General features: G+C 48.6%; 16 protein-coding genes. 3 read left to right on the forward strand and 13 right to left on the reverse strand.

Features of this window, described 5'->3' with window-relative positions:
• The first annotated feature begins 196 nt into the window (after positions 1–196).
• On the forward strand, positions 197–532 hold the full coding sequence (locus FE296_RS20980) for a hypothetical protein (RefSeq protein ID WP_091034259.1): 336 nt from the start codon (positions 197–199) through the stop codon (positions 530–532).
• A gap of 277 nt (positions 533–809) precedes the next feature.
• Here FE296_RS20980 and mglC read toward each other — a convergent pair whose 3' ends face one another.
• From mglC to FE296_RS21015, 7 genes are all read right to left on the reverse strand, one after another.
• On the reverse strand, positions 810–1,829 hold the full coding sequence (gene mglC, locus FE296_RS20985) for a galactose/methyl galactoside ABC transporter permease MglC (protein ID WP_076214373.1): 1,020 nt from the start codon (positions 1,827–1,829) through the stop codon (positions 810–812).
• Positions 1,830–1,844: 15 nt separating this feature from the next.
• A complete protein-coding gene (locus FE296_RS20990; protein ID WP_124117196.1) occupies positions 1,845–3,350 on the reverse strand; it encodes a sugar ABC transporter ATP-binding protein in 1,506 nt (501 codons plus the stop codon).
• 74 nt (positions 3,351–3,424) lie between these two features.
• Positions 3,425–4,486, reverse strand: coding sequence for a galactose ABC transporter substrate-binding protein (locus FE296_RS20995; RefSeq protein WP_036606548.1), 1,062 nt, complete (start codon positions 4,484–4,486; stop codon positions 3,425–3,427).
• Positions 4,487–4,648: 162 nt separating this feature from the next.
• On the reverse strand, positions 4,649–5,821 hold the full coding sequence (locus tag FE296_RS21000) for a substrate-binding domain-containing protein (RefSeq protein ID WP_190945404.1): 1,173 nt from the start codon (positions 5,819–5,821) through the stop codon (positions 4,649–4,651).
• Positions 5,799–7,595, reverse strand: a complete 1,797-nt coding sequence (locus FE296_RS21005; RefSeq protein ID WP_190945406.1) for a sensor histidine kinase — start codon at positions 7,593–7,595, stop codon at positions 5,799–5,801. Before FE296_RS21005 ends, FE296_RS21000 begins: the two co-directional genes overlap by 23 nt.
• A 26-nt stretch (positions 7,596–7,621) precedes the next feature.
• Entirely contained in the window at positions 7,622–9,355 is a 1,734-nt protein-coding gene (locus FE296_RS21010; RefSeq protein ID WP_150366197.1) for a response regulator, read from the reverse strand.
• A 336-nt stretch (positions 9,356–9,691) separates the two neighbouring features.
• Positions 9,692–10,594 (reverse strand): tyrosine-type recombinase/integrase, encoded by a 903-nt coding sequence (locus FE296_RS21015; RefSeq protein WP_150366198.1) that lies wholly within the window; start codon positions 10,592–10,594, stop codon positions 9,692–9,694.
• A gap of 169 nt (positions 10,595–10,763) precedes the next feature.
• On the opposite strand from FE296_RS21015, the gene FE296_RS21020 reads away from it, so the two are divergent.
• Entirely contained in the window at positions 10,764–10,964 is a 201-nt protein-coding gene (locus FE296_RS21020; RefSeq protein ID WP_017690333.1) for a cold-shock protein, read from the forward strand.
• 99 nt (positions 10,965–11,063) lie between these two features.
• Positions 11,064–11,336, forward strand: coding sequence for an HU family DNA-binding protein (locus FE296_RS21025; protein WP_124117202.1), 273 nt, complete (start codon positions 11,064–11,066; stop codon positions 11,334–11,336).
• A 340-nt stretch (positions 11,337–11,676) separates the two neighbouring features.
• Here the strand turns inward: FE296_RS21025 and FE296_RS21030 are convergent, their stop codons facing one another.
• The 6 genes from FE296_RS21030 to FE296_RS21055 all read right to left on the reverse strand — a co-directional run bounded on the left by FE296_RS21030 (position 11,677) and on the right by FE296_RS21055 (position 25,163).
• Positions 11,677–12,321, reverse strand: a complete 645-nt coding sequence (locus FE296_RS21030) for a Vat family streptogramin A O-acetyltransferase (protein ID WP_150366199.1) — start codon at positions 12,319–12,321, stop codon at positions 11,677–11,679.
• Between the two features lie 35 nt (positions 12,322–12,356).
• Complete coding sequence (locus FE296_RS21035) at positions 12,357–14,045, reverse strand: methyl-accepting chemotaxis protein (protein ID WP_150366200.1); 1,689 nt, start codon at positions 14,043–14,045, stop codon at positions 12,357–12,359.
• Positions 14,046–14,395: 350 nt separating this feature from the next.
• On the reverse strand, positions 14,396–16,345 hold the full coding sequence (locus FE296_RS21040) for a CotH kinase family protein (protein ID WP_150366201.1): 1,950 nt from the start codon (positions 16,343–16,345) through the stop codon (positions 14,396–14,398).
• A gap of 341 nt (positions 16,346–16,686) precedes the next feature.
• Entirely contained in the window at positions 16,687–21,099 is a 4,413-nt protein-coding gene (locus FE296_RS21045; RefSeq protein WP_223868970.1) for an alpha/beta hydrolase fold domain-containing protein, read from the reverse strand.
• Between the two features lie 2 nt (positions 21,100–21,101).
• Positions 21,102–22,652 (reverse strand): extracellular solute-binding protein, encoded by a 1,551-nt coding sequence (locus tag FE296_RS21050; protein WP_150366202.1) that lies wholly within the window; start codon positions 22,650–22,652, stop codon positions 21,102–21,104.
• Between the two features lie 141 nt (positions 22,653–22,793).
• Positions 22,794–25,163 (reverse strand): DUF4962 domain-containing protein, encoded by a 2,370-nt coding sequence (locus FE296_RS21055; RefSeq protein WP_150366203.1) that lies wholly within the window; start codon positions 25,161–25,163, stop codon positions 22,794–22,796.
• Positions 25,164–25,172 lie beyond the last annotated feature (9 nt).

A 25,172-nucleotide genomic window follows, 5' to 3' on the forward strand; every position in this document is an offset into this window, starting at 1 on the left:
GATTATGATTAGCTGATGTTGTCGATTAATGGAGGCTGGTCAAATTCACATGAATGTATAATTTTCGAAGGCAATAGGACATATGATGTAATTGTAATCAACAAAAGTGAAATAATTCCTCTTCGCATATCATTATTGTGGTACAATACATTAATGGATTAATTTAGGATAAATTCTTGGTTATGGAGGATATCACATGACAACACAACGAAAACCACTGGGCTTCGGAACGCTATCTCTGCTTGTACTGACGATGGGCCTTGCTTTTAACTTTCCATGGGGCAAAGCAAACTTTATGATCAGTCATTATCTTTTAAACTTAATAAACATACCTATTTATAGCAATGGAACTCAAGGACTTCACATTCCATTTGTAGTAGCCGCCCTCTTCTGGATTCCAGCCTTCTTGATTGCCAAAAAATATCGTGCGCATTTCGGTACGAGTGTATCTTATAACGTCGCCGGATTCATGTTGCTCTTATGCATCATTGGACCAGTTATCCCCGTTATCGATTGGATGGTCAATGGGTAAACAATTAAAGCCAGCTCTCTATATATCCCGAGGGCTGGCTTTTTTGCTACTTTTTCATATAAGATGAATGGAATTTTTACACCATAACGTAGAGGACAGAAATAACCTGAAGAAGCGGAGCTAAAAGCTTTCTGAAAGAAAGCTACTTCGGAAGCATACATCTCGCCTTTATCCCCGGATTTTCACTTTTAGAAGGGAATCAAAAAATCTGGGGATAACAGCGATCAGAAGGTTGTTCTGTCATCGGAGTGACTGGTGTAACCTCTTGAGGCTCATCTTATTTTTTCGCCATATACTTACGGATGTCAAAAGCCACCGCAGCAACAATGATTAATCCTTTGATAATCAATTGCCAGTACGGACTCACACCGATAAACGTCAGACCATAGTTAATGACCCCGAAGATCAGTACACCCGCCATAACTCCAGGTACCGTTCCAATACCACCCGCCGTTGATACGCCACCTACCACACATGCGGCAATCGCATCCAGCTCATACATATTACCGTAATTGTTTGTTGCTCCACCTGTTCGGGCTGCCTCAAGCACACCACCCAGGCCATATAATGCACCCGCAATGGCATACAGGGCAACCAGGTTGCGGGCCACATGAATCCCGGATACATGTGCTGCCTGAATGTTACCACCGATCGCGTACATATTTTTGCCGAGACGTGTTTTATTAAAGATCACCCAGCAGATTAAAGCCACCGCAATAGCGATAAGGACAATATACGGGATGGAATAACCCCCGCCCAGATCAATGTATCCAGAGCCAATGACGGTAAAATCAGGTCTTAATCCTCCGATAGGCTGTGATTGGTTGGGTTCCGTATCAAAATAGATGGAGTTCAGTCCATACACGGCAACCATTGTACCCAGCGTTGCGATAAAAGGGGGCACATGTAATTTGGCGACAATCAGTCCATTGACCAAACCCACGAATAGACCTGCGGTGATTCCAACCAGAATCGGCAACAACACCGGCAAATGGGGCAGATCGGGGAAGAAGCGGTTCGCATACTCATCAATTTGCAGCATCGATGCCGATACAACAGCCGTCAGACCAACCACTCTTCCCGCGGACAGATCGACCCCACCCGTGACGAGGATAAAGGCTGCACCGAGTGCAATAATGGCCCGTGTGGAGGATTGCTGTAAGATGTCCCGCAGTGTAGAGAAGGCCAGAAAATTAGGATCGGCAATAGCTATACCAATGATGAGCAGAATCAATACGATAAAGATGGCGCGTTGTGTTACATAATTTTTCACTTGATTGATCATCTGTGTGTTCATCTGTTTCCCTCCTGACTAAGCCATCCGCTGCTGAGCGGCCAGCCTCATAATATCCTGCTCTGTTGCCTCGGCTCCGTCCACGATTCCGGTTAGACGCCCTTCGCTCATCACCATAATGCGATCCGACATACCAAGCAGTTCAGGCATCTCCGAACTAATCATAATAATGCTTTTGCCCTGACGAGCCAGTTCCGTAATAATGGTGTAAATCTCGAACTTGGCCCCTACATCGATTCCACGTGTCGGTTCATCCAGCAACAGAATCTCCGGATCGGTCAGCAACCAGCGGGCCAGCAGAACTTTCTGTTGATTACCGCCCGACAGGTTTCGAATCAGCGTGTTAACTGAAGGCGTTTTGGTTCTGAACTTCTGCGTCTGTTCCCGTGCTTCTTCCCGTCCCTTTTTCTCATCCAGCAAGCCCAAGCGATTGCGGTAGCGCCCCAGACTGGCAATGATCGTATTCTCATACACCGACAACACGGGGAATATTCCTGTAACCCTTCGTTCTTCCGTGAGCAACGCGATATTATGACGCTTCGCTGCTGCGGGGGAGTTAATCTTCACCTTGCGCCCATGAATCGAAATCGTACCTGAAGCGAGTCCGCGTAGTCCAAACAAGGACTCCATCAGTTCTGTACGCTGTGCTCCAACCAACCCGCCAATGCCGAGCACTTCACCTTTTCGCAGCTCAAAGGATACATCCTGAAACGATTTGGACTGGTTGGATGTCAGACCCTCGGCCTTTAATATCACTTCACCGGGTACGTTGGTCCGTTCCGGGAAACGTTCATCCAGATCACGACCCACCATACGCGTAATAATCAGATCTGTCGTTAAATCCGCAGCATCCCACGTCCCGACAACGAAGCCATCACGCATGATTGTCACTTCATCCGAGATCGTCAGGATCTCCTCCATCTTGTGGGAAATGTAGATTATGGACACACCCCGACTGCGTAGTTCATTAATAATGGCGAAGAGCTGATCCACTTCCTTGCCTGTCAGGGAAGAAGTTGGCTCATCCATGACGATGACTTTGGAATTGAACGAGACCGCCTTGGCGATTTCCATCGATTGAATCTTGGAGACAGACAATGTTCCCGCTTGAGCCTTCGGATCAATATCCAGATTCAGGTCCTTGAACAGAGCCAGTGTATCGGTATACATCCGTTTCTCGTCCACAAGTATTCCCTTCATTGGAAAACGACCCAGCCAGATATTCTCCATCACCGGACGATGCGGGACCGGATTAAGCTCCTGATGAATCATGGATATGCCTTGCTGAAGTGCCGCTTTGGAATTCGGAATATCCACATCCTTTCCTCCGATGCGTATCGTTCCTTCATCCGGATGGTACATCCCGAACAGACATTTCATAAGTGTGGATTTGCCCGCTCCATTCTCTCCCATCAAGGCATGAACCGTACCGGGCTTCAGTTTCAATGTGACCTGACTTAGTGCCTGCACACCCGGAAATGCTTTCGAAACTCCATTCATCTCCAGCAGGTAAGGTGACTCCATCTTGGTTCCTCCCTTCCATATGACCGGCAAAAAAGGGACGTTACCCGAATGTCGGACGTCCCTGTCTCGTGTTGTTATTGGGCGTCGGCAATGTTGTCTTTGGTAATCTTTTTGTATGCAATCCAGACGTATTTACCATCGGTAATATCGTATTTGGTATTTTCCTTCGTTGGTGTCTCACCTTTGGCAAGTACGGAAGCCAGTGCCACCGTGGCTGCACCCTGATTCTTGGCATCATTGAGCACCGTGCCCAGCATTGTGCCATCCTGTAGAGCCTGAATGGCTGGAGCTGTTGCATCCACACCTACAACGGGCATCGATTTGCCATCCTTGAAGTATCCGGCTGCTTTCAATGCCTCAATCGCACCCAAGGCCATGTCATCATTGTTCGCAAGAACGGCTTCAATTTTGTCGCCGTGGGATGCCAGGAAAGCTTGCATTTTCTCCTGACCCTTCACGCGGTCCCACATCGCCGTGTCTTCCGCCAATGCTTCCACTTCGATACCGGCATCCTGGATCGCCTGAACCGAATATTTGGTCCGAAGCTCTGCATCCTGGTGACCCGGTTCCCCTTTCAGCATGACGTATTGCAGTTTGCCATCGCCGTTTTTGTCTGCTTCCGGATGTGCTTTCCAGTAATCTACAATCAGCTGTCCAGAGATCGTACCGGACTCCTCCGCTTTTGCTCCTACGTAGTACACTTTATCCCACTTGTTCATATCTTCAGCCACGGGCTCACGGTTAAGGAATACCACCGGAATGTTCGCTGCCTTGGCCTTGTCAATGATGACACCTGCTGCCGTCCGGTCCACCGGATTCACGGCCATGGCATTGTATTTCTTGGACACAAACAGATCGACCTTCTCGTTCTGGGTTGGCTGTGCATTCTGGCTATCCACAATATCCAGAGTCGCAACACCTTCCGCTGCTGCGGTCATTGCATTACGCACTCCCGTCATGAAAGTATCGTCAAATTTGTAGATGGCAACACCAATCTTTGGCGTTTCCGTCCCGGCTGCTGTCTGGCCTCCTGTATCTGTTCCCGTACTTCCACCTGCACTGTCTCCGCCGCTACTACACCCCGCCGCCACAACCATACATGCCGTAATCAACAGTGTCATCCATGTTTTCTTCATATCCTAATGACCTCCCCCAAGTTCATTCGGCTTCACCGATGTCTTTATTATGAAAGGGTTTACATTAAATTCGAATACAATATCTTCACCTGTTCTATCGAAATCTTCCTCAAGTTAACAAACACCGTAATTTCTTCATTCAGCATTCGTCCCGGCACTCGTTCATTGTACAAAAGGAAACAACAGCTTCTGGTTATCCATCCAGAACATATTGTCTGTACTAACCAGCTTGGTCTCAAGTAACACTCTCGCTTGCACCTGTTGATTGTTCAGCCGTGCAATGGCTTGATTCAATCCCAGATAACCTGCACTGTATCCATTCTGGACGATGAGATGATCAAAGACCCCTTCCTGCAATTGTTCCAGTTGCTGTTGTTCACTGCCAAATCCAACAATCCTTACCTTGTCCGCCGATTTGCGTCGATTCAGTTCATCCGCTGCCCCCAGAGAAGCAGGTTCCTGAAGAGTAATGAAGCCATCCACCTTCTGCTGGTCCAGCAATTGCTTCGCAGTCTGCCAACATCCATCCCGTGTATTACATATCGATTTGGTTTCCACTTGAATATCAGGATACTGTACCAAGGCTTCCATAACTCCCTGCTCTCTCTGAATCAGACCAGAATTTAGAGGATCGGGGCCCAATAAGGCAACATGCCCTTTCCCTTCCAGAAGCTCCGCCATAGCCTGGCCGGCCTGTCTTCCCGCCTCAACATTATCCATCGAGATGAAACTGGTGATGCCTTTCACAGGGAATTCATCGTTAAGCACAATGACAGGAACAATGGTTCCATCGGAATTTGTTGTCTGTGCCTCCTGAATGATGTCACTAAGTGCCTTCTCACTTAGGGGATCAACCAATAGAGCTGATGCCCCCTGCTTCAGAGCCGATGCGGCGGCCTCCACTTGAGCCCGCTCTCGCGCACTGCGAGACAACGTTTGGCTGTTGATATTTGCTCGTTTGACCTGCATCTGATTTTCAGCAGAGTCCAAAATGGTAGGCGTGTACACATCACCATCGGAAGGGTATGCTTCCACGGTAATCAGTTCGGCTCCACTCTCTTTGGCAGCCGCTTCGGCGCCAAGCCGGATGGCTTCCGCAAGTTCCCCTGTCCCAGCTGGCGTAATCAGCGCGATACGTGGCGGCGATGCCGTAGCATCGGGACTCGATAAACCACAGGCGCTGCATATGAGCAGACAGCAACTTGCAGCTGTCAGGGTTATTAAACGAATTTTCCGAATTCCAGGGAAGCTCGCAGCAACCTTTTTCCAAAACGTACGAATATTCAATTCTTTAACTCTATGGGCATCGTTCCTACTCACTTGTTTGTCTGTCATCAGGCTCGCCCTCCTTCTGCTGCGATTGAATGGGAATCCGAATCCAGACCGTGGTGCCTTCTTCCAACTCACTTGCAAATTCAAGTCCGTAACCCTCCCCATAATAGAGCCGAATTCGGTCATGGACGTTGCGTACCGCTACGCCGGAGCCTGCACCGCTTTTGACCACAGGACGACCACTTAGTAATCCCGACATCTGTTCTTCCGTCATGCCGACCCCATTATCTGTAATGCGAAACACCAGCTTGTTGTCCTCACAATAAACATCGACCTCAATACTTCCTTCGTCCATGTGGTACTCAATGCCATGAACAATGGCGTTCTCAATCAGGGGTTGAAGCACCAGCTTTAATGTAAGGCATTCCATGATCGTCTCATCTGCATTGATGGTAAAGTTGAATTTGCGCTTGAACCTCATCTGCTGAATCGTCAAATAATGCTGCGCATGCTCCAGCTCTTCCCTGATCGTGATAATCGTTTTACCTTGACTAAGACTGATGCGAAACAGGCGCGAGAGTGATGTAATCATCGTAATCACTTCTTCATTGCGACTCATGCCTACCATGCGCACCACGGAATTCAGCGTATTGTACAAAAAATGCGGATTAATCTGGGCCTGCAAAGCTTCCAGCTCCAGACGCCGCTTCTGTTCCTGTTCATGAATGATCTCATCCATCAAGGTGCGAATTTTATTGACCATCAGGTTGAAGCGACGGGATAGTCGTTCCACCTCCAGCGGGCCTTCAATAGGTAACTCCACGTTGAAATCCCCGCGCTCCACCGCCTTCATCTTACGTTCCATCCGCCGGATCGGACGAGTCAGACTGGAGGATAGGAACAGGGATACAAGGATGACCAGTACCAGTACAACGACCAGTACACGAATGAGATATCCGTTCACTTCCTGACGCGTTGTCATAATCTCATCCAGATAAGCAACACCGACGATTTTCCACCCGATGTTAGTGACTGACTTAACAGTATTCAGTCTTTTCTGTCCATCTGCTTCATCTTCGTAACTGCCGGAAGCCACCAAAGCCTGTTCGATATTCTCGCTTTTGAGTCCCATATACATCAATTGCTGCTGCGGATGGTACACGATATTGCCCGCACTCTCATCGATGATATAGACATATCCCCGTTGCCCCAGACTGACCCGACGGCTCAGTTCATCCATCTGTTTGAAATTGATATCGACCAGCAGGATAACCTGCCGATCCTGACCATTTTGCCGTATCGTTATGCCTTTGCTCATGGAAACGACCCATTTATATGGGCCTGTGTACATGTTCTGAATATGAGGTAACGAGAAACTCAGGTGATCTGGCACACGGAGTGCAGACTGAAACCACCCTTGCTGTGTCACATGGGCGCTGGTTTTTAATTCGGCTGTAGGTCGGTTCTTGAGCAGTTTCCCCGTGGAATCAAGCAGAGTAATCGAGATGATATCTTCACGACTGCTGAGCAGTGTGTCAAGCTGTTTGTCCACCAGTTCCCCTTCCCATTTCCCGTCACGCAGCATGTGTTCCTCAATGGCACGGTACAGATGAGACATACTGCGGACGTAATCCTCCAGGTTATAACTGACCTGATCCACAATCTGTCTCGTAGTGAGTTCCGCACTTCGCTCGGCAGCCTGTGTGAACTTGTCATGCAGAAGCATCGCCATGATGGTTAGCACCAAGACGATGAAGACGGAAAAGGACCACGTTATAATAAACCGGATACTGCTGACTCTGGACGAACGCAGACGAGAGCGTAATTGAACTCCCATGGACTTCACCCATCTGGACAAGAACTTCATCGGAGTGAACCCTCACTTGCAGCCTGGGAAGCCTGTTTACGATATTCTTTGGGCGAGACGCCAATATGTTTTTTGAAACAAAAACTGAAGTAATTGGGTTCAGCAAAGCCAACCTGCTCCGCAATCTGAAAGGACTTCAGCTCTGTCGAACGAAGCAGTTCACGGGCTGCCTCCATTCGGATCTGCATCAGGTACTGCAGGAAGGTAAGTTGCACTTCTTTTTTGAAAATGCCACAAAAATAACCGGAGCTGATATGCAAATGCCCGCACACCTTCTGAATGGACAGGTCAGGGTCGGCATAATGCTCTTTCGTGAAGACCAACGCCTGCTCGACAATATCCTTATATACATGCTGCCGTCCGCTGGCAATGCGATGTTGTACGAGTAGACAGACCTCCTGTACCTTCTTCTGTGCCTCAGTAAGACCCGGCAGTCGGAACAAATCCGCATACAACTGGAACCCTGCACCAAAGATGTCTTCCATCTCCTCCCCTGATGCCTGTGCTGCCTTCCATACTGTTGTTAATACTTCAATTAAATAGAGCTGAATATCACTTCGCCCGTGTTCCACTGTAATTTCCCCGAAAATGATCGCCAGTGCTTCCTCCAGCTCTGCTTGTGTACCTGCCTTCAGGCATCGTGTCAGCGTCTGCTGCTTCAATTCGTCGAACCGCAGCTTGCCCGCCGTCTGTCTCTCTACGTCCGCGATGTATATGATTGAATCCGTCCCGGGCACAAGCCGATAATCCAGTGCCAGCAGGGCATCTTCATAGGCATGATTCACATCCGCGAGTGTATCCACAATCTGACCAGATCCCACCGTAGCCGGGATACGTAAATAGTGGTTGATGCTGCGCATCACATTTTCCAATGCCTTCTGTTGCCGCTTCGCTCCATCTGTACCGCCCGAGCGATCCACATAGAGCAGGACAATCGTCTCCTGATGCATAAAGGCATGACCAGCCCCATGCTCCGCCCAAACTTCTGCCGCAATATTAAGTGCAGCAAAGCGTTTCAGCTCAGCATCCTCAGATTGACGCAAGGAACCTCCGGGAACAAATATCTCAGACTGATCCGATACCTCGGATGTTGTTTTGTTATGTCGGTTTGGAGGCTCGTTGAATCCTCCCTCAGGTTTCTCCTTTTGTATATCCCCATCCATATGCAGCGTCAATACGGACACACCATAGCGTTCTCCTGTCAGATCCAATCCGCATTGTTTGGCTTTACTATGAATATATGTGGAGGATTTCTGCCGATGGAGCAAGGTCGCCATCAGATCTGCCTGTAATAAAGGCAAGCTGGTATGATAGTGCTCACGCAGCTGCTGTACATCTTCACGCTCAGCCACTTCAGCCGCCATCTGGGCGCGTAATCTTGTGAGCAGTTCGGTGAGATGCCCTGCCGAGAACGGCTTCAACAGATATTCATCCACACTTAACGAGATGGCTTGCCTTGCATAATCAAATTCATCATATCCAGTCAAAATGACCACCCTCACAAGTGGATTTCGCTTCCTCAATCTTTGCGCGAGTTCCAGACCATTCATGAAGGGCATGCTGATATCGGTCAATACAATATCCGGCTCTACCCGCTCCGCCATCTCCAATGCTTCCCGCCCATTCTCAGCCAAACCGACAATCCGCAGATCGAGCGCTTCCCAATCAACCTCTACAACAAGTCCTTCACGCACATCTTCTTCATCATCCACCAGCAGTACCCGGTACACGTTCGGATTCCTCCTTTTTATGACAGGCCGTATGCCCTAACAACTAATATATATGTGACATTGTGAATCATTGGATTTCTTATTGCTCACCGAATTTATGCCAAATGCTAAGGGCTCATGTTGATCAGTCCCGAGGTTGCCATCATAATATACAATATTATCAGGGATATGTAATCGCTTTCTTCAATAGAGGTAAGGCAACCCTGTTGGGCAGTGCCTAAGTGAAATGTGAAGGATCGTATATAAATGCTAAAGGTAGGTTAAAGTAATAAAAACACGGAAAATTTCGAAGTACTTTTAATAAGAGGTGTTTTGATTCTGACTATAATTCAGACTTTATTCTTGTTCTTTACGATGATTCGTACTTAATGCTTTAAAATAAATCATTGTTGTATCTGGGTTGGTGTGTCCCATTATCTCGGCCAAACGGTGCAGTGGCGTATGCTCAGCCATGGCGTAGCCAAAACGATGACGCAGGTCGTGTGAACTCAGTCCTTCCAGCCCTGCTGCAATCATTACTTTTTTAATCAGATGGCGTAGTGCTCTCTCCGTTAAACGATCGTTTGTCTTTTCCGAAGGAAAAAGGTAAGCAGGATCGGTAGCGAAATCAGATAAGTACTGATTCAATATTACAATACACTGCATATTCAAAGGGACCTTACGCTCCCGGTTGCGTTTATCGGCTCTCACTGTCAGATGACCATTCCGTCTACCAAGTTCGATATCATGAGACTTGAGGTTGCATACCTCCATCGTTCGCAAGCCCGTGTGAAACATAAGGGTCAGGATGGTCTGATCACGAAGGGAATTACCATATTCCACTGCAGCGAGGAATGCCTGCTCTTCTTCGAATGTCATTCGACGTGGACTTACTTTGTCTTCCGGAATGAATTTTAGTGGTTTGGAAGGGTCCTGACTGAGCCTGGATTCCGCGACAGCCCATTTAAAAAAACGCTTCAGCGTAATCAACCTCCGGTTAATGGTGGCTGGTTTCAATAACATAACTTTGTGAGCATCTTCGCGATAGTTGACTAAAGTGGATGTATCCACGTCTTCGATTCGCAATGTCATTTCTTCGCTAAGCATGGTGCTTTCCTTGTACCATTCGATAAAGTGCTTCAGATCGCTTGCATATTCCTTCACGGTTTTGGGATGCAATTCTCCCTCAATGGCAAGCATATGTATGAATTCCTCTATCGTCGTTTCCCGCTGCACCGAAACCCCTGATGACTGATTCATTAGAAAATACCTCCAAATCTTGACTTATATTAGCGGACATGGTATTATAATATTAATCGATACATTAGCGGACATCAAGTCTGTGGTTTAAATGCACCAGGTGAGTGTCAATTTTTCAATAATACTCGTCATAATGATCGGCTAAAAACTTATTTTTTGGAGGAATCACATGCAAACAGGTACAGTGAAATGGTTCAACGCGGATAAAGGATTCGGCTTTATCGAAACTGAAGAAGGAACAGACGTATTCGTTCATTTCAGTGCAATTCAAGGTGAAGGTTACAAATCTTTGGACGAAGGTCAACGCGTTCAATTTGAAGTAACTCAAGGTAACCGTGGACCACAAGCTGAGAACGTTACTAAACTTTAATTATATGAAAGCTGCCTTATTAATAAGGCAGCTTTTTATTTACTCATATGTGTCACAGCAAAGTTTCCACATCCCAAGAATGAAAGCGAGGTATTCCCCATGGATAAAGAACAATTGATCACAGAAGTAGCCAAGGCTGGCGGTTTTTCCAAGAAGAATGCTGAAAAAGCTGTAACCGTTGTACTGGATTCAATTCTCGAAGCTCTCAAAGAAGGTAAAGAAGTTCAAGTCGTTGGATTTGGGAAATTCGAAGTACAGAAGCGTGAGGCAAGAACGGGAAGAAGCCGGAGAACAGGCAAGGAAATTCAACTACCTGCAGGTAAAGTTCCTGTATTCACAGCAGGTTTAAGCATGAAAGAAGCTTTAAATTAAACCACGTAACAAACGTAACAACCCATTGAAAAGAGGTTTTTATTCAAACACACAATGATAATATGGATTTAAATGTCGTGTTTACTACCGTTGATGATATCATTAACTTTTATTCTGGCAAACAGACAAACTCGGATCATGCAGAAGCTCATACTCATTTAAAGCCCCCATCAGTACAGTCTGATTGCAACCTACGACCACCCACCCGCTAAATTAACATTTCATCTTGGACAACAAGAGGCCCTGATCCGCTCAAAACGGTCCAGGGCCTGATTTGCTTGGGAAGCCGGCTCCGTCAGGGACCAGCTTTTTTGTCTTTTATGCACAATGGATAACCATCCTATTTGCTGTTCAGAAGTTCGCGCAAGATTTGTAGATCATATGTAGAGACAAGACGTTCCAAATGCGTATCCAGCCATTCCTCATCCTGATCCCACCACTTCAATTCCAGCAGCAGTGCAATCGTTTCTTCGTCAAAACGCTTTTTAACAGTCTTGGCTGGATTACCACCTACTATTGTATAGGGTTCAATGTCCTTAACAACGGTTGAATTGGAGGCAATGATTGCTCCGTCTCCAATCGTGATACCAGGCATGATCGTCACATGTTGTCCAAGCCATACATCGTTCCCCAGTACCGTGTCACCCTTATATGGAAGCTGCTCAAGTGTAGGTGTCACACGCTCCCATCCTCCACCGAAAATGTTAAAAGGATACGTCGTCATGCCCTCCATCCGATGATTCGCGCCATTCATAATGAATGTCACACCTTCCGCAATTGCACAGAACTTGCCAATAACCAGGCGATCACCAATAAAGTCATAATGATGTTGTATCCGGTCATAGAATTGCTCTGGCGGATTCGTGTTATCGCTATAATACGTATAATCACCGATGTCCACGTTGGAACGCGGCGGCAGGTTTTGAATGTAACATACGGTGCGGATATTCTCATTGGGGAAAAGTTTTGTTTTATCAGGAGCCATATTGCAGTCCCTCCTTTTCCCTATTGTAACAGATATTATATCTTAAACGGACGAAGTGAAGTCTGGAGTTCTGTCGACACATCAGACAAAATAGCCGCAGAAGCCTTGATCTGCTCTACCGACTTGAGCTGTTCATGAACAGATTCGGCAGCCTGCTGTGAATTGGTACTGGCCGTCTGCGCATGGCGAGCGATCTCATGTACGGAAGCCACAATCTGCTCCACGCCTGCGGACATCTCTTCACTCGTCGCAGCCATGTCCTCAATCTCTGTCGCAATACGCAAGTTCGTATCCCGGATCAGGCTGAAGTTTTGTTCCGTTTCCCGGGTCAAGCGCAGCCCTTCTTGCACTTCATCCTTCACTCTCGACATGGCCGATAGCGATTGCTGCATATCTTGTTCCATGGCTTTGACCAGTTCTTCAATACGATCTGAAGAGTCTTCCGCTTGTTCAGCCAGTTTACGAACCTCGGTAGATACCACGGCAAATCCTCTGCCATGTTCCCCGGCTCTTGCCGCTTCAATGGATGCATTGAGGGCGAGCAGATTCGTTTGATTCGCAATCTCATGAATGGTGGAAACCATCTGGCTAATCTGTGCCGACTTCCCTTCCAGCATGCGAATGACTTCATCCGTTCTGGTAACGGAGGATTCAATCGCAGACATCTGCTGAACGGTAAGTTGCACCGCTTCACCTCCGGTCTCTGCCTGGTTGCGTGAATACATAGCAGAGTCAGAGATGCTGGAGGCCTTGTCTGCCATACGTTGTACGCCTATAGCCACTTCTTCCATGGCCTGCAGATTTTCTTCCGTACTAATCGTCTGGCTCTCGGCTCCCTGTGCCACTTGTTCAACGGAGGATTCAATCTGCGCCGATTCTTTGGCTGTTTGATCCGCAATCTTCAGGAGCAGCCCGGTCGAATGCCCCGCCTTCTCCGCAGCCTGAAGTCCCCCCTGAATGATGACCTGCAGATTGCTTCTCATCTCATTGTATCCCGTGCCCAACATGCCAATCTCGTCTTGAACATGGTCCACAACCGGCTGTGTGAAATCCCCCGTACCCGCACGCTTAATCGCTACGGATACCCGTTCGATTCGTACTCTCACCCTGCGAACGTACCACAGGATCAAGATAATTGCGACCAACATCGCAACCAGGAATACGATGAGGAATGTCTTGAGGAACGAGGAGATAATCACATCGATTAATGATTGAGAAGCACCAACATAGAAAATTCCGATAATCTCTCCGGATGCGTTCTTGATGGGTTCATAGGCCGTTTGATATTTCTGACCCACAACCACGGCTTCACCGAAGTATTTTTCCCCTTGCTGCAAAACGGTCTGGGCGACCTCTTCAGATACCTTCGTGCCAACAGCACGTTCCCCGTCTATCATAACATTCGTAGCGACACGTTCATCACCTCGGAAGATGGTCACCGTGTCCCCAGATGCTTGTCCAATCTCATCCACCAGTTCGAAGTTACCTTCCAGCGCGATATCTCCCTTGAATAATTGTCCGTCTTGAATGGCCCAATCTCCTGGATACTTATATGTGATGATACTATTCGCCATTTCCAAATCTCGCTTCGCCTTCTCTGTAGCGAATGTCGTAATCCCCTGTCTCATCTCCATGATTACACTTACCGCCACAGCTGAGGAGAAGACGATAAATATACTGATAACGATCAAACTGATTTTGGTACCGATGCTCATGCTTCGCATGTGTGTGAGCCACCCTTTTCCCTATGTAATTGTGGGGATATTCAAGCCGATTACAATTCCGTTTCGAACATCACTATAGTCTTATCGGTAGGAGTGTTCACAATATTTATAAGATTTCAGTGACATTTGTCACAGTTATCAAAAATAAAAATCAAAGTTTTTCAGCTTTCTCCGTAATTATGTGAGAATGATCTGCTGGTTGGAAATTAAATATCAATCTGGAACGATAAATTGGATATGTCTTCGCTCCTTTCTAATCTACAAAAGCAGAGCAAAAAGGGATTCGATCTGACCATCGAATCCCTTCTCTCATTCTCCGTACAACAACGTTGCACCACAGAAGATATTGCTTATTTGGATGTAAGACTTACTTGTGATGCAGTTTGATCCCAGTCCACGGTAAGTCCCAGTCCTTCAGAGATGAAGCGTACAGGCACGAGTGTGCGACTGTTTTGAATGATCGCTGGTGCATCAATTTCAATTGTCTCTCCATTTACCGTTGCTGTGCTGCTTCCGATCTTGAGCACAAGGGTCTGATCATGCAGAACAGCCGTTACCGTCTTCGCCGTTTTGTCCCAAGTCACTTCTGCACCAAGTGTTTCAAGGATTGCATTCACAGGTACCATCACTCTTCCACTTTGCTCTAGCGGGTCCTGATCCGGGAATGTGATCGATTTACCATCGAGTGTTACGGTAATGGTTTTGTCAGTTGTTCCAGATGAAGTATTCGAGCCTGCCTCTTCCGAAGTCTCAGGCAGCGGCGTTACTTCACGCCCAAGTTGCTCTTGCAGATTCGCAAGGCGGTTCAGTGCAAATGTGGTTAGTGACCCGGCTGCCATGGAGCCCATACCTCCGCCTCCACCGCCAAAGTTACCGCCAGGACGTGTCTGCGTATTGCCTGTGCTATCTGTTGTTCCCGTTATGCCATCCGGAGGTGTTGCTCCATCTGGCGGTGTCATGCCTTCCATGCCCTCAGGTGGTGTCATTCCCTCAAATCCTTCAGGTGGTGTTCCGCCCATCCCCCCTGCGACATCTGCATTGGCAGAATAAGCGATGTTGGATTCAAACTGTTCTGTCGTATAGAATTTCGTTGGATCTGCTTCTACATAAGGACGAATCTCATCGGCAAGGCCAGTAATACGATCCTGAATGCCTTCCATATAGTCTGTCAGTTCATTGACGTAGCTCAAATATTTTTCCTTATACTCCGGCACAGCAAGCAGGTTATTAATCATCGGTACATTTTCCATGCTAATGCCTAGTACAGGCTCATCCACAGATACGTTCGTTGCATTGGTGCTGGTCGTGGTCGATCCGGTTGTTGTACCACGTCCGCCTCCACCGGAATATCCATTGAAGGACATGTTAAAGTCCCAAGGCACAACTGTAAACTTGCCATCCTCATCGCCGTAGAGCATGTAGTTATGTCCTTTGTCGCCGCTATAGCTGTCATAGTTGCCGAAAACCATGTTGCCTGCAATATATTGAAGCGCCGAATCCACGTCCAGCACGCTCTCGATATCACCCTTTTCGCCTTCTGGCATCTCGTTCAGCGTTTGGATGAAGGTTTTTAATTTGGCTTTGTCCTTATCCGTACCCAAGTCTTTGGTGATTGTACTGTAGTCACTGCCCACTTCATATTGAAGATAACTCTTCTCATCCGTATCATAGAGCACACCTTCTTCGTAATCCTCCCCGTAGTTGCGTTCCAAGTAACTGTCATCTACGGCTTCAACCCCGGTGTAGAAACCGACCAGTTCGCCATTAACATACAGATTGACGTAGTTCGTCATTGGTACATCCATGCCAATACTTCGCAGTGCTTCATAATGAAGAACTTCACGCATGTAGGATGGATCGGCGTAGTTGTTGTTCAACACCATTTTGTCCAGTCCGAGCAGGGTTTGTGTTTTGTCGTATTTATCAAACTTCAGTCTGAAGCTGTATCGATCCGAATCCTCCATCGAGGCTACGGCTTTCAGGGTCAGGTTCCCCTTGGTGGAGAAACCGACGTTCTCCAGCTTGTTGCCGTCCACGTCCACACTCACATTCTTGTAATCCTTATCGAGCGGGCTTTCGAGCATACTATTCCAGTCTGCATCATCAATCGTTACATTGACATCAATGACGTTATCCGTCTGGAACAACGATTCATAAGCTTGTGTCACGCCTGCACTCGCGGTTGTTGCTGTACTTTCTGCAGCATATGCCGCATTCGGACTTGCAATCAGGCCAAAAGATGACGTTACCATGGTGACGGATAATGCCGTTACTGCTGCTTTTCGTAATAAATTATTCAAAATGATAAATCCTCCTTCTTGGTTTCTGTTAAGCAACTGAGGCTTATGTAACCATGGTAGAGGACGAACCTTTAGTGAAACTTAAATAACGACCATAACAAAAAGTAGCCCATCAGGCTACATAAGTTGAACTATAAATGTTACACCTTATCACTCCGATTGCAGTACCATTTTCCGATCACTCTTATCCCCAGATTTTCATCATTCCCTTTGTTTAAGGGGAAAATCCGGTGATAAAGGCGAACGCTACGCTTCTTCAAATTGGTTCTGCACTCTCCGTTTAGGTGTAAAATTGAGCTTCAACTTATATAGATACCTGCTAAGCTACTTATTCTGATCCTTTATAGCTCGGTAACGGTCACACCTTCAGCTTGGTAGTAGTCCTCATTCACGTTGTTTAGAATGTTAGCCTTTAGCAGAATGCCGACTCCGGCAAACAAGCCGATTCCGTTTGTGTTACCTTCGATTCGGTTATCCTCAATCAACACATTCTCGGGATTCCCTTCGCCAATATTGCCAGCTCCAGCATCGCCTTTGTCGCGCTCAAGCCGTACGCCCCAGTATCCACTGGCAGTATTGTTACGAATGACATTGCCGCGAATCACCGTACCCGGTCCATTCAATACTTTGATTCCAGCCGCATCTGCAATCGTGGTTGTATTCTCGATGAGATTATCCTCAATTAGAGTATCGGGGGTACCCATCGTCACCGAAATACCGATCCGGCTGTTCTTGATTGTGTTGTCATGAATGTAGTTTCCTTTGCCAGACTTGCTGTGGTTGCTGGGCGCTGAACCCCCTGTATTGCCAAGCCCAATCCCTGCACCTGTCAGCACATCCGTAATGACATTGCCGGAGATTTCATTCAAATACTCCAGTTCACCATGAAGATCAATGGCATCCAGCTTGGTTCCATTAAATGTATTGCCGCGTAACACGTTATTGTGAGCCACAAACTGAATCAGTGCTCCATGTCTGAGATAAGGACCCTCAAATGTACTGTCCTCCACCACATTCCATAACGTATCATTGTCAAAGCCGAGTCGATCGGTCTTGGCCGTTCCCTGAATCGAAATTCCGTATCCTGAACCTCCGGGGCCCAGATCTGTTGCATTGCGGAAGGTTGCATGCTTCACAACAACATCGCGGCTATGCTCAATTCGGATAGCCATTCGTTTGAACTTTTCCACAATTACGCCGTCAATTGTAATGTCATACGATGGTACCTCGCCATAATTAGCGATATGAATCAGACTATCCGGCCCCCCTGCGGAGGGATTATTGGATTGATGATCCGTCGTGTAGCTTCCGGACCAGGATGAAGTTAGGGTCATGTTGGATACGAGAATGCTATGCTGAGCCGATGCCTTCAGAACGGCACTGCCCGTCACCTGATCCAGCGATGTCTGGAGCACGGTTCCTTCACGGCTCTCTCCTCTCAGATTCACCCCGGATTTGAGCATCAGGTTGGTGGTTCCATCCGGCCCGGATAACAAATTGTACACTCCATTGGGTAGAAACACTTCATCACCCACGTCAGCCTCATCAATGGCGGCCTGTATTGCTGGTCGGTCATCACTCGTGTTGTCGGCAGGATCTGCTCCATAATCCCGTACATCAATTGTACGTCCGGTCACGGCATGTGGAACATGGACAGCATGTGGTGTACCATCTGTTTCCGTCAGACCTGGGGCGATAAAGGGCATCGTCCCTTCAGGTGGTTGTGGAACGATGTATGGGATCAGAGCCACAGGTGTCCCTCCCCCTGCAAAAGGGGCATACAGATGCACATCGGTCAGACTTGTGTAAATACTTGCATCGGAATTGCCATGGCCGGTGATCCGTACATAACGTACAGAAGTGTCTGGGATATCAAATGCCTGCATTTCGGTTGTATTCCCACTGCTTTCGCCGTTGAATACCTGGGTCCACTGCTCACCGTCAAGAGACGATTCCATCTCAAAAAAGGTCTTTCGGACATCCCCTTTGTAAAAACCAATCCCCACATAACCCACTGACTGTACCTGACCCAGATCAAATGTGATCCATTGCCCCTCCCCGGCAACAGACCAGCGTGTATAGCTGTTATTGTCGATGGTATTGGTCGCCAGGTTACCGTCGCTGCCACTTGCCGTGACAGAAGCCACAGGCAGGGACGATAACGGGAAGTCTAGGGTTGTCATCTCGGTTGATAAAGCACTGCTGATATTGCCCGCCTCGTCAATTGCTTTCACTTGAAACGTATACGATGTCCCAGCTGCAAGTTCGCTGTCATGAAATGACTGTTTATCTTGTTCAGCCAGCAAAACTCCATCCCGATAAATCCGGTAGGCAGATACAGCTGTATCATCGCTGGCCGCTGGCCATCTTAGTTCCGCAAAATCTGTCCCCCAGTTGCGAATCTCAAGCTCAGCTCCCTGCTCCCATTCGGGTGACTGCGTGTCACTGCCTTCTTCGATCAAAGCAATGACTGCTAACTGTGGACGCGGATTGCTCGTTCCGTTCGCTTCCTTGGTGTATACGTTCACGGAAACACCCGTTGATTCCGCATCCGCAAGCAAAAATGCAACCTGATCCGCATCTGGACGACTCTTCACAGCATCGGTTACATCCACTTCGTAGACGGCCGGGCTTCCATTCCGATCTGCCGTAACCTGGAATGTGCCGAGCAGCGAACCTTCGCTCAGACTTTGGACCGGAGCATTCGACCAGGTTAACGATGATTCGCTCCAGTCTGTTTCATTCAAACCGTACAGAGACAACGTGGTATCGATATTTGATGTGCCTTTTTTGGCGGCAATCCGCAATCGATACCGATCTCCTTCCGGCTCATTTCCAGTCATATCAAATTTGAAGTACACATATTTCTTGGTTGAAGAAGTGGAAGAGATGCTTAGTAATCCGGTACTGGAGCCCGTGGCCTGATTGAAATTCAGGTCAGGCTTGCTGCTGTCAATCGCCGCATCGTCGCTTGGCAGCTTACTGGCGATGACCTTTTCAATCAACGGTTTTCCTTCATCTTCTTCATCTTCAGGCGAAGTGTCTTCAGGATTGCTTTTGAGAATAATAGGCTCCGTAACGATCCGGTTCTTCACATGTTCATCCAAAAAGGCCCATGCCTCTGCATTCGCAGTCTCGGAAGCCGTCCCTGTAAATCCATGGCCCTGACCGGGTACGACTTTCATATCCACAATCGGCACACCCGCAGATTGAAGCTGTCCCGCGAAAGCAACGCTGTCGGTATAGGGAATAGTGGCGTCAGCATCACCGTGCCGAATCCAGAATGGTGGATCATCCGTTGAAGCATACGTGCCCGGCATGGCAAGTCTGGCCTGCTCCGGAACATCGAACGCACGATGCCCGCCAAGCAGAGCCGTGATCGAGCTATAGTTATTGGCAAATGTCGTCGTAAAATCGGCAGGTCCGTACCAGTCGGCGACTGCCTGCACTTTGTCGGAATACTCAGGCCATCCGCCTGAACCCTCCAGATCAGGTATATCTACTGTCACCCCTGTATCGAGCTCTACAGTGTCACCAGCGACCATGTCCCCTGTTGTACCGAGCAATGCAGCCAGATGTCCGCCCGCCGATGATCCCCAGACACCAATACGGCTTGGGTCCAGATTGTACTGCTCTGCATGAGCTCGCAGGTATCGAATAGCAAGCTTCACATCCTGAATCTGGGCAGGGAAAGGTGCCTCAGGCGTCAGTCGGTAGTCCAGAGACACACCAATGTAACCGCGTTTGAGTACATAATTGCATATGGAGTTCAATGCCTGCTTCCGGTCCCCGTGGTTCCATCCACCTCCATGGATATAGACCATGACTGGCATCGGTTCTGCTGCCGCTATCTCGGGAACGGCAATGGATGAATACATCGCCCGCCCACCAGCTGTACCTATCTCCACATCTTCGTACAAAGTCACTCCTTGTGGTGGCGTAAATTCAGTATTCCCCTCTCCTGGTGGCACTGGGGAGGGAGCAGGCGTTATTCCGGGAATAGCCTGACCGTAAATGGCAACATTGTCGATATACATGTTGGCCTGCATCGCATCTCCCGTCCGAAATCTAATTTTAACCGTGCTGATATTGTTCGCTTCCGAACCCAGCGTCCAGCTTTTTAGCGTATTGCCTTCCTTGTTCTTCAGGTCCGGGGTGCCCGGGGGAAGTTCAAATGTCTCCAGCGTCGTCCAGGATGTACCACCATCCTTCGACCATTCGATAATCACACTCCCACTTATATAGGAGGAAGCACGCGTGTAGTAGCTCAGCCGAATATTTCCGTATCCAGTCAAGTTTAGAGGCAGTGCAAGCGCATCGGTTCCGTCCATCTTGATCATATTGGGCAGCGAGGGAGCAGTGGTGGAAGATGACGTCTTGGCCTTGCTTCCACCTGCCCCTTCCTGCGACCAGGGAGCTCTCAATGCAATTCCACCTGTAGAGCCAAAATTGTCCGGGTCATCAAAGTTTTCCGCGTAAATCTCCAGCTCCGGGCCCTCCGGCTCAGGGACGTTTTCTCTTTCTTCCTGTGTAGGGTTACGAATAGAGCTAGAAATGACATCTTCCATTGCCCGAACTTCATGCACGGGAACGATGGTACCGTTAATGAGAATCATAGACATGGCAACAAGGACAACGCGCTTTTTCCACGTTTTGAACAAATTATTCAGTTGTATCCCCTCCGCACGGTAGTCCAATCTCCTGACGTTATACCTTTGCAATTGCTGATGGTAATCATTGCTTATGTCGAACAATTCTAGCGACGCGGTGCCGACACGCCTTCACCGTTCTTGAACTTCTCTGTGGCTTCCTTGATGGCCTGATCCCCGCCTTTGGATTTCCATTCCTCAACTACCTTCGGCCAATCGGATATCGGCTCCTTGCCATAAACCATCTTGATCATGTGTGTGAGCAATACCTGAGGAGGTGTATCCGAATTGGGAGCAATATCGGGATTCTGTACAAAAGCTTCCAAACGCGGATCAAAGTTAATGCCATCCCGACCTTCTTTGGCTAAAACCGTATCGTAAATATTCATCAGCTTTCTGCCTTCTTCAGTCAGGGATAGGGAGCCTTTGTTGTATGTTGTGTCCTGTACGAACCATAAGAACGATTGACGGTAACGCTCCTCGTCCACACCAGCAGAGTCGGTTGGAGCTGTATATGAAATCACACCATTATCCTCTGTGTAGGTCTCTCCTTCCGTACCGTACGTAAAGAACTTCTCCGCTTCATCAGACACCATCCAGTTGAAAAAACGGATAATGGAAGCCGGATCGGCCGCATCCTTATTAATAAAGTAGGCACGTGTCACAGGACCGTACAGATAATACCCGCCCTTTCCGTCCGGACCGACAGGGGAAGGGATAATCTCAATTTTGGCATCGGGAACCGACGCTTTAATCTGCTTCTCCCACTGGATCAGTTCGTTGGCATTCATGGACCACATGCCTGCCTTGCCGGAGAGGATCGTATTTTTGAATACGGTGGAGTTGATGGTCGCAAACTCTTTGTTAATCAGCCCTTCTTCGTACATCGTCTTATAAACCGTCAGGGCTTGCTGCATATTCTCGTTATCCATGAACTTTGGTACAATCTGGTCGCCCTGCTGCTCCATCATGGAGAGGAACTGTTGCACATCATAGGCACCAAAGAAGGTATCCGCATATTTGAAATCCTCACGCCCCATATATGGATTCTCCACGCCAAGTTTTTTAAAGGCGCGCAGCATTTCCATTGTCTCCTCCACCGTGGTAGGCACCGGCAATCCGGTTTGATCCAGCAGATCCTTACGAATCCAGGTTGCCCGGCGGGATGGATTGGATAAATATTCAGGGATGGCATAGATCTGGCCGTCATGGGTAACCTGGTCCCAGGCTTCCTTCGGCACGGCTTTCAGCAAATCTTGCCCATACTGCTGCAACAACTCATCCAGTGGCTGAAATACTCCGGCTTCGACCGAGCCGGCCATCTCCTTGCCGTTGACGCCGCCGTCACCCTGCACCACATCAGGAATATCATTGGTGGCAAACATTTGCACCATTTTCTGCTCATATTCCTTATGAGGCACCAGGACAATTTTGAGATCTGTATTGGTCAGATCCTCCAGCTTTTTCACCCATTTATCCTGGTTGATGTCGGGCGACTTCTCCACATACGTATACGCCAGCGTTCGCAGTGACATGGAGAACCTCGTCTTGCCGTCTCCCCCATTCTCACCGGAATTCGCCCCGCTTCCAGTGCTGCATCCCGCCATGACGGTTGTCGCCAGCAATAGCGCCATGCCTGTGACCATCCACTTTTTCATGCTACCCCTCTTTTCATCCTGATTTAGATTTAGGTACCACTCGTTGGTGAAGCGCTTTCATATAGATGGTAAAACATCCCCACCGCCTGCAACAATGGGGATGTTTTAGATGAGATTGCGTTTTCTTTAGGTCAGCACTTACTAGTACGTCTTGGATACCTCGATCTTCTTCGTTACACCGTTGTCGGTAAAATATAGATGAATGCCGTGATCCTGGTCATCGATGAAATAAGGGACATACTTCGGCTCCTCAATCTTATATGGCACAAGCAGCGTTACAATTCTATGGCTTGAAGCAGGCCGTGTTTCCGCGCTTAGATGATAATGTCTGTCCAGCCCTTCATACTCTGTCGGGTCCACCTCTGCGAATTGATCCGTCTGGCTGAGCGACAGTTCACCGGAGGAAGCATAGACAAATGTCCCCTCAAGCCCTGCCTTAGTACCGTTCAGACGGAAGGTCTGCCCTTTCAGCTGTAACGGGTGTAGTGCATGGAACAGCCATTGAACGCTGTCCGGCTTCTTCAGGTCAATGTGGTCCACAATGACGAAGTAGGATGATTGCAGAAAATGTATTTCCCGTACAACACGCTTCACATGCGGTACGGTGCTGGCGTAGGCATCGGTCGCTACCGCGCGCACATAACCATCGCCATCCCGCCAATAGGCATCTTCGATCTGCCCGGTTGCCGCCATGTTCAGCACTTTGTTGTTCTCGGCATACTGACCTGCTCCGCCAATCAGCAGATTGTTTTTGGAGTGTGTCTGCCTGCGCCATTCCCGGTGAAAGGAACTTCCATGCGCGATATAATAGCCCGTATCCGCCGCAAGCGGCTCACCGAACGCATGCAAAGTGAAGCTATTCTGATCCGCATGGCTATGACTGATGGAGCCGTAACGGCTTGACTTGAGCAGCAGCATCATATGCTCATCCGGATCATCCATCCGGTGATGCATAGCTACCCATCCCACATCCCGGAACCATTTGAGCGGCTCGATGTTCACAGGTGACTCTTCCTCCACCTGCGGATAATCGTGGCGATATACCAATTCGTCAAAGTTAAAATCCCACCAGCCGTAGTTATAAAAGGCTCCCTCTGTCCCCGGATCGGATTGGCGTACACGCTCAAAGTACCACTGGTACCAGCGGTTGCCTGTAACACCTGCCAGTTGGCGCACAAGATAGCCTGTTTTCAAATTTACCGGGTCACCCAGCGTAGACTGATCTCCAAAGCTGGCGCGCCGTGCATCAGGCGGGTACATGTAGAGTGGAAAATCCCCGGTACGCTGGAAGAACGGTCGACGGAAGAAGTCGATGCCCGCATAGTTTCGCAGCAGATTCATCGCTTCGGTCACGTAAGCCATACCTGTTGTCCAGTACATCGGACCTTCAGCCCAACCTCCATCACTTCCTCCCCAGGGGGAGTACAGACAGGCATAATAATCGATCGCATAATCCAGCCACTCTGCAGCCTGCTGCTCCTCATGCAACAAAGCCATACAGCACGGTACAAATACGGAAGACAATGAACGAATTGCATGGCTGTCATAGGGCACATGATGAATCTTTGAGCGGACCATCACATGCTGGGCTACCTGTTCTGTCCGCCGCAGCAAACTGCTCCTTACCACATTTTGCTCTTCACTGTTCAACTCATCATGCAGCCAGTCATAACCCCAAGCGAGCGCCGCTGCGACCCGAAAAGCCGCCTCATCGTTATAATCGCGGGAGGTCGTTCCCTCCGTATCCCAGGCCGCCACATGCAACAGCCAGGTTTTCGCCGCTTCAAGCAGCCGTTCGTCTCGAAGCACCCGCCCAGCGATACTGAGATGCCGAATCGCATATAACGTTTCCTGACAGTCAATGTACATTTGTCTCCACAACGTGGCGACGCGTTTGTTCTCCGGGTAAGGCAGCGGTTCACGAATTGGCTCACGGTCTGCCCACGGTTCCACGGAATTTGCCATAAACACATCCCAGCCGCAATACGTGGAATCGGACGCAACGCCATCGGCAAGAGCATTCAGTCCACGCTCACCAAGCCACAGCCTTGGGTGAGATGTGTCTGTGGAAACGTATCGCTGTGCCCGGGAGGGTAGAGGTGTCTCAGGTAGTCCCGCTGGAACCGTAAACCGCCGCACCTCACTCCATGATGACATTTCCTGCTGTTTCTCCTGCACGGCATCCGTTTCGGCTTCGCTTCCTTGCTGCACTGGATGATCCACAAGCAGCGCATATCGCCAATAATACTCTCCAGGTTGAAACACCCGGTCAGGTGTGAAAAAATTATACGGGAGCGGCGTATAGGTCATCGTCTCTTCTTCCTGAAAAGAAGGGCTCGCCGATACTTGCAGCAGATAGGCATTCTCATCCTCCTGCTGTGCCGCCATCCAGGTAAACCTTGGCGGATTCTCTGCCAGAACGGTATGCTCGTCAGGGGCATAGTCCACATGGAACGGCCCACTAATGGGTTGGTACAACGGTCTTTCTACAAGCTTCCGTTTCACTTCCATCGTATCGTT

The organism is Paenibacillus sp. UASWS1643 (assembly GCF_008693195.1).
Taxonomy (GTDB): domain Bacteria; phylum Bacillota; class Bacilli; order Paenibacillales; family Paenibacillaceae; genus Paenibacillus; species Paenibacillus amylolyticus_B.

What these genes read in the sequence shown, in the direction of transcription:
- FE296_RS20980 (WP_091034259.1), top strand. Translation starts at nt 197, where the DNA reads ATGACAACACAACGAAAACCACTGGGCTTCGGAACGCTATCTCTGCTT.
- mglC (WP_076214373.1), bottom strand. Translation starts at nt 1,829, where the DNA reads ATGAACACACAGATGATCAATCAAGTGAAAAATTATGTAACACAACGC.
- FE296_RS20990 (WP_124117196.1), bottom strand. Translation starts at nt 3,350, where the DNA reads ATGGAGTCACCTTACCTGCTGGAGATGAATGGAGTTTCGAAAGCATTT.
- FE296_RS20995 (WP_036606548.1), bottom strand. Translation starts at nt 4,486, where the DNA reads ATGAAGAAAACATGGATGACACTGTTGATTACGGCATGTATGGTTGTG.
- FE296_RS21000 (WP_190945404.1), bottom strand. Translation starts at nt 5,821, where the DNA reads ATGACAGACAAACAAGTGAGTAGGAACGATGCCCATAGAGTTAAAGAA.
- FE296_RS21005 (WP_190945406.1), bottom strand. Translation starts at nt 7,595, where the DNA reads ATGGGAGTTCAATTACGCTCTCGTCTGCGTTCGTCCAGAGTCAGCAGT.
- FE296_RS21015 (WP_150366198.1), bottom strand. Translation starts at nt 10,594, where the DNA reads ATGAATCAGTCATCAGGGGTTTCGGTGCAGCGGGAAACGACGATAGAG.
- FE296_RS21020 (WP_017690333.1), top strand. Translation starts at nt 10,764, where the DNA reads ATGCAAACAGGTACAGTGAAATGGTTCAACGCGGATAAAGGATTCGGC.
- FE296_RS21025 (WP_124117202.1), top strand. Translation starts at nt 11,064, where the DNA reads ATGGATAAAGAACAATTGATCACAGAAGTAGCCAAGGCTGGCGGTTTT.
- FE296_RS21030 (WP_150366199.1), bottom strand. Translation starts at nt 12,321, where the DNA reads ATGGCTCCTGATAAAACAAAACTTTTCCCCAATGAGAATATCCGCACC.
- FE296_RS21035 (WP_150366200.1), bottom strand. Translation starts at nt 14,045, where the DNA reads ATGCGAAGCATGAGCATCGGTACCAAAATCAGTTTGATCGTTATCAGT.
- FE296_RS21050 (WP_150366202.1), bottom strand. Translation starts at nt 22,652, where the DNA reads ATGAAAAAGTGGATGGTCACAGGCATGGCGCTATTGCTGGCGACAACC.
- FE296_RS21055 (WP_150366203.1), bottom strand. Translation starts at nt 25,163, where the DNA reads ATGGAAGTGAAACGGAAGCTTGTAGAAAGACCGTTGTACCAACCCATT.